At 45.3% G+C, this 5,581-nt stretch carries 6 protein-coding genes; all 6 read left to right on the plus strand.

The features are described 5' to 3' along the window. On the plus strand, positions 1 to 1,214 hold a 1,214-nt coding region (locus GJV78_RS22140), incomplete at its 5' end, for a DUF2345 domain-containing protein (protein ID WP_155110235.1). A gap of 3 nt (positions 1,215 to 1,217) precedes the next feature. After that, positions 1,218 to 1,778: a T6SS effector amidase Tae4 family protein gene (locus GJV78_RS22145; protein WP_155110236.1), complete on the plus strand. Its 561-nt coding sequence runs from the start codon at positions 1,218 to 1,220 to the stop codon at positions 1,776 to 1,778. Continuing rightward, positions 1,778 to 2,194: a hypothetical protein gene (locus GJV78_RS23840; protein ID WP_230979215.1), complete on the plus strand. Its 417-nt coding sequence runs from the start codon at positions 1,778 to 1,780 to the stop codon at positions 2,192 to 2,194. Before GJV78_RS22145 ends, GJV78_RS23840 begins: the two co-directional genes overlap by 1 nt. A 67-nt stretch (positions 2,195 to 2,261) precedes the next feature. Next, entirely contained in the window at positions 2,262 to 4,139 is a 1,878-nt protein-coding gene (locus tag GJV78_RS22155; RefSeq protein ID WP_155110237.1) for a lipase family protein, read from the plus strand. After that, positions 4,136 to 4,882, plus strand: a complete 747-nt coding sequence (locus GJV78_RS22160) for a hypothetical protein (protein ID WP_155110238.1) — start codon at positions 4,136 to 4,138, stop codon at positions 4,880 to 4,882. Before GJV78_RS22155 ends, GJV78_RS22160 begins: the two co-directional genes overlap by 4 nt. 84 nt (positions 4,883 to 4,966) lie before the next feature. Continuing rightward, positions 4,967 to 5,581 (plus strand): hypothetical protein (locus GJV78_RS22165; protein ID WP_155110239.1); only part of this gene is annotated, 615 nt, incomplete at its 3' end.

Consider the following 5,581-nt stretch of genomic DNA (forward strand, 5'->3'; position numbering starts at 1 on the left):
TCAAGCTGAGCACCGAGTACGGGGGCAAGACGCAGCTGAACTTGGGGCATAACGTTGATGATGACCGGCTGATTCGGGGTAAAGGCGCGGAACTCAGAACCGATGACTGGATAAGTATTCGTGGAGGGAAAGGGGTATTTATCTCGGCCGATACGCAGCAAGGCGCTCAGGGGCGCATGTTGGATATGGAAGACGCTATCCAGCAGCTTAATCAGGCGCTGTCTTTAGCAAAAAGTCTTAGTAGGAGAGCACAAACGGCAAAGGCCACGAGCGGGGATAATGCTGCTCATGGCGAACTTAATCGTGCACTGGAAGATCTGGAACAGGCTGGCGTGCTGGGACATGCTCCGCAAGGAATTGGCTTTGTCAGCCCCAAATCTGTACGGCTGGCATCTGGTGGTTCGAGTATTGGGCTGATGTCAGGGCACAATACGGATATCAGCGCCGGCAGGTCGATCACGCTGGCGGCCAACGATACGGTAAGCCTGTTTGCGCAGGGGGAAGGAATGCAGCTGTTTGCCGGAGCAGGAAAGGTTGATATCCAGGCCCAAAAAGGCGAGCTTAACGCTGAGGCGCAACAGGATATTACGCTAAGCAGCGCTGAAGGCAAGGTAATCGTCAAGGCGGACCAGGAACTGATACTCACCTGCGGAGGGGCGTATATCAAACTCAGCGGTGGAAATATCGAACTGGGCGCACCGGGAAATATCTTATTGAATAGTATGAACGTGCAGAAGCTGGGGCCGTTATCATTACAAACACCGCCTCGTATTTTTCCCAAAGGTTATAGCGAAGGCTTTACGTTGAAAGATCCTGAAAGTAAAACCATTCAGCCGTTTACTGCTTTCAAAATTACCACCGGGGAAGGTGAGGTCTATGAGGGTGTCTCTGATGAGCACGGCAGGACGATGCCGATATATACGGCAATGCCATCATCTCTGAGCATTGAGTTCCCTGATGAAAAGAGAGTGACGTCCCTGTTCTGGACGTATGGCGAAGATCAAATACCGGTTTCTGACAGCTCCAGACATTTTTCTGATTTAAATTTGCATGCACAAACCGAGAATTATCAACAAGGTGACACCGTTGATATTGATATTGAAATGGGGGAGGGTATCATTAAAAGTTACCAGGCAACGGTCAGAGAGGATGGCGTTGCGGTTATCAAAAATATATTTAAAGATAGCCCGGTTAATTTTAATGACGAGGAATAATTAATGGCTGTTATTACTGCGCGTTCTGGTAATAGTTCTTCATCTTTGAATGTGAAAAGACCCTCATGGTCCAGCGTTTATGCCGGATATCCGAAAACGAATGCAGGTACAGACTATGAAGACGATCTTCGCGCAACTGAGGTATTTACCAGTATATTTGGCTATGGATACGACACTACTATCTATACAAATGCTTGTGGAACGCGAGTTTCACTGGCTTTACTCTCCGCAGGGATGAACCGAGTGGGTAGCCGAAAGATCATGATCTCAGAAGTAACGCATCCGCACTATGGCAAGTTTATAGAGCCGGGAGCGGCCCGCCTGAAGGAATTTTTGGTCGCTAAATGGGGAAACCCGGAAAAGTCGATCGCTTCTCCGGCAGACATTGAGAGCGTTGCCAGAGTGTTAGATGGGAAGAAGGGTATTTATATTATGATTCCTAAATTGCCTGGCGTTTTTGGCGCGTCCGGCCACGCTACATTGTGGACAGGAAAGCGGGTTATGGGCGATCATCATTACATCAGTGATAATACACATGCAGTCTATTTTTGGGAGTTGAAGTGATGAGGTATATTATTCTGTTGATTAGCATGGCATTTTTTTCATGGAACGCTATTGCCGATGAAAACAATAAGGGCGATCTCAACAAGATCGTAGATGAATACAGGATCTACTCTCTTACTCGCTGTGTTCATGATAACTATAAAAAAATGGGGATCGACTTTAGTAAATCGTCACTTAAAGATGGTACATTAGCTTTTATTGATATCGATAATGGTCTGGCCTTTAGTGCCGAAAAAGATAATGAACTGGACAATTTTATAAAAATCAAGACGGGCGATTTTTACCAGCCCAGGCAGAAAAAGGGCGATCTGGCATCAGTGAATATGGTGATGTATGACTGTATGGCCTTTTATCATTCGAAAGAGCTGGCGGTATTTCTTAAACAATTAATCCGGAAAGCTGAAGCTGATTTATAAACACTCGCTGTATGGATAATATCCAGAATAATGGATGATTACTGGTAGTGGATAAGGAATAGTCATAATGAGTACAACAAATACCTCCCTGAAGTGCCAATATCCGGAAGCTTATACCGGACAGCAAAAAAAATATTGGGTTGAATTCCAGCTCCTGGACGAGTTAGAAAACCCGGTAGCCAACATGCCGTATGTGGCAGAAAATGCTGCAACCCGCAGTCAATGTGCCTCTTATAAAGGTAAAAGCGATGCCAGCGGTATTATTCGAATCGAAGGTCTCCATCCCCTTGAATTGATCCTGCATATTGAGGCAAAGCCTCTTATAGAAGAAATGGAAAAAAGAGCGTTGCGGCCCGGACGCAATGAAGAAGATTCTACGATAAAGGCAAAAGCCCTCGACAGAGGCTACGAGTATCGCTATGTCAAAATTGGACAACTGTGCGACAGCTTTCCGGAAATAGAGCCTGAATGGCACGATAAAAAACATCCGCCGGCCTGTCATTTTCCCGATCCACGCTTCTCCGGCCAGGTGGTGAAAAAACTAAACTGTCGCTATGTTTTTGAAATCTGTCCCTTCAGGGCATGGTCATTAATGCTGCATCCTCAAAAAGATTATTCATTGGTAAACGCCTATAACTTAGGGATTATGGCGGATCTTGCCTATGCCCCTGAGCAAGCAATAACCGAATATTTTGTAGAAAAGTGTCTTGATCTTTCTTCAGCGCCAAAGCTAAGTACTGCCCATGATTACTATGCCGTGGTCAAAGATGTGCCTTTTAGCCAGCGCTATATTAATTGTGGTTTTGTAACAACTAACGGTAATATTATTCGTCATGATACGCAGTTTTTTTACGTTTCTAACGGCGAGCACGTTATTGTAGCCTGGCGTGGAACCCAGGAGGTAAGGGACTGGGTGACGGATATTACCTTTAGTCCGCAGGTGTGTCCCTCTTACCTTGCACCGGTAGGGAAGATTCATAAAGGTTTTTTAGATGCGTTTGAATGTGCTAAAGAAAAAGCGGAACAGAATTTTAATGAGATAACGAATCTTATTTCTAGAGACGGTAAAGTACCTTTCTTATGCGGACATAGTTTAGGTGGTGCCTTAGCTTTAATCCATGCTGCAGAATTAAGGTCTGTCAAGCCATTACTTTATACCTATGGTATGCCAAGGGTATTTACCGCCGATGCCGTAATGGAGCTAAACGATGTTACCCATTACCGGCACGTTAATGATGCGGATACCGTTACCGGCGTTCCTCCCGACGTTAACTTGTATAACTGGTTTTATGAGATATATGGTCCCATAGGAACGGTATTAGGCGCTACGTGGTCTGTCGTAGAGCTGCTTTCACAAAAAATTACCGGCGTGAAGGTCGGGGATTGCTTCTGGCATCACGGCGACATCGCTCTGTTTTATTATACTGCACAGACCGTGGAAGCTTCGCTGTGTGAAGGCTCTATGAGCGCTCCCAAATGCCGTAAGATAAAATACTGGCTTCCGAAGAAAACCAAATACTATTTGATTCCTTCACTGGCAGAAGATAAAAGTATCATGGCAAAAAATCAGGATATGCGGTTCATTCAGTCACTGACGCCAGAAGGTATGAAGAAATTTTTTCCCAAAAATGCTAATCCTGACTTAGACTCGGTGGTTACCAATCCGAAGAAGCACTCTATGTCTTCAGCTTATATGCCATATATCAACGATCAACTGGTGGAACTGGTTGCTCCTGAAAAAGCGGAAAGACGTATCAAAAGTAAAGCCGCATTTGAAAAACAGATGGGCGAAGCGGGTATCCCGGACAGCGAATTAAAGAGAAATCAGATGTTTGCCGCTTTACAGCACATGGTGGGAGATACTCTGAAGATGACGAGCGAAACGCCGGAGGGTGCGGCGGCGCTAGAGCGATATAAGAAAACGAGCGAGGAGTATAGTTCATGAAAATAGCTGGTATCACTATCCTGCTACCGTTATTGACACTGACCGGCTGCGCGGTGAGCCAGAAGCTGTCGCCACCGCAGGATGGAAAGCGCGTCAAGGTGGCGGTCGTTAAGCCCGCCGATGTTGATATCCTGCCAATGAATGTGATCTATCGTTCAGAAAGATGCCGGGATAAAATTCTGACCTCCACGGGGGCGATAAGCTCCAGGGATGGTTATCATCTGCTTACCGTTCCTTTTAAGCCCGAAGCTGGCAGCAATGTTGTCAGCAACGCTGTGGCGTTTGATGGCGGCGGCCAGTGCGGGTGGAAGCTCAGTAATATCCGATTCCAGTTTCAATTTCATGATATGACAGCTTTTGGTCAGGATATTAAAAAGAATATTCCTAATGATATCGTCTTTGTATTTGATGAACATGCTCCCCCTCGTGGTGATGGACATTATGAGGTCAGGAGCGGGGCTGTCATCATACAGTCAGAGTATTATCCGGTGATCATGAATGAACGGTTGATTCAACATGCAAAAGTTCTTTCTATCGAAGGAAAGAGAATGCTGACCTACAAATTGCATAATACAGATAGTATAATATTTAGTCCCAAAGTCTATTCTGAGAAGGCTGTGAGAGTTTTAGGTCCGGAAGTCTTTGGCGGAGAGGCCATTATTACCTATCCGGACGGGACAAAAATATCCAGTATTAAAGGGCAACATCCAATAGATTTCGAAAAACTAAAGCTTATGAAGTAGTGGCTCCTGTTAATGTTGGTCGGGATCTGTTTTTATAATTATTCCCGATAAATAAATATTCAATTTTATGTGGAAAGTCATGAAGTGAAAATAGTTAAGGCAATTAATCTGTTATCGTTGCTTTTACTGACCGGCTGCGCGGTGAGCCAGAAGCTGTCGCCCCCGCAGGATGGAAAGCGCGTCAAGGTGGCGGTCGTTAAGCCCGCCGATGTTGATATCCTGCCAATGAAGGTGATCTATCGTTCAGAAAGATGCCGGGATAAAATTCTGACCTCAACGGGGGCGATAAGCTCCAGGGATGGCTATCATCTGCTTACCGTTCCTTTTAAGCCCGAAGCCGGCAGCAATGTTGTCAGCAACGCTGTGGCGTTTGATGGCGGCGGCCAGTGCGGGTGGAAGCTCAGTAATATCCGATTCCAGTTTCAATTTCATGATATGACAGCATTTGGTCAGGATATTAAAAAAAATATTCCTAATGATATCGTCTTTGTATTTGATGAACATGCTCCCCCTCGTGGTGATGGACATTATGAGGTCAGGAGCGGGGCTGTCATCATACAGTCAGAGTATTATCCGGTGATCATGAATGAACGGTTGATTCAACATGCAAAAGTTCTTTCTATCAGAGGTAAAAGACGATTGACCTACAAGTTGCATGATACAGATAGTATAATATTTAGTCCCAAAGTCTATTCTGAG

Origin of the sequence: Intestinirhabdus alba (assembly GCF_009711095.1) — a bacterium.
GTDB classification, from domain to species: Bacteria; Pseudomonadota; Gammaproteobacteria; order Enterobacterales; family Enterobacteriaceae; genus Intestinirhabdus; species Intestinirhabdus alba.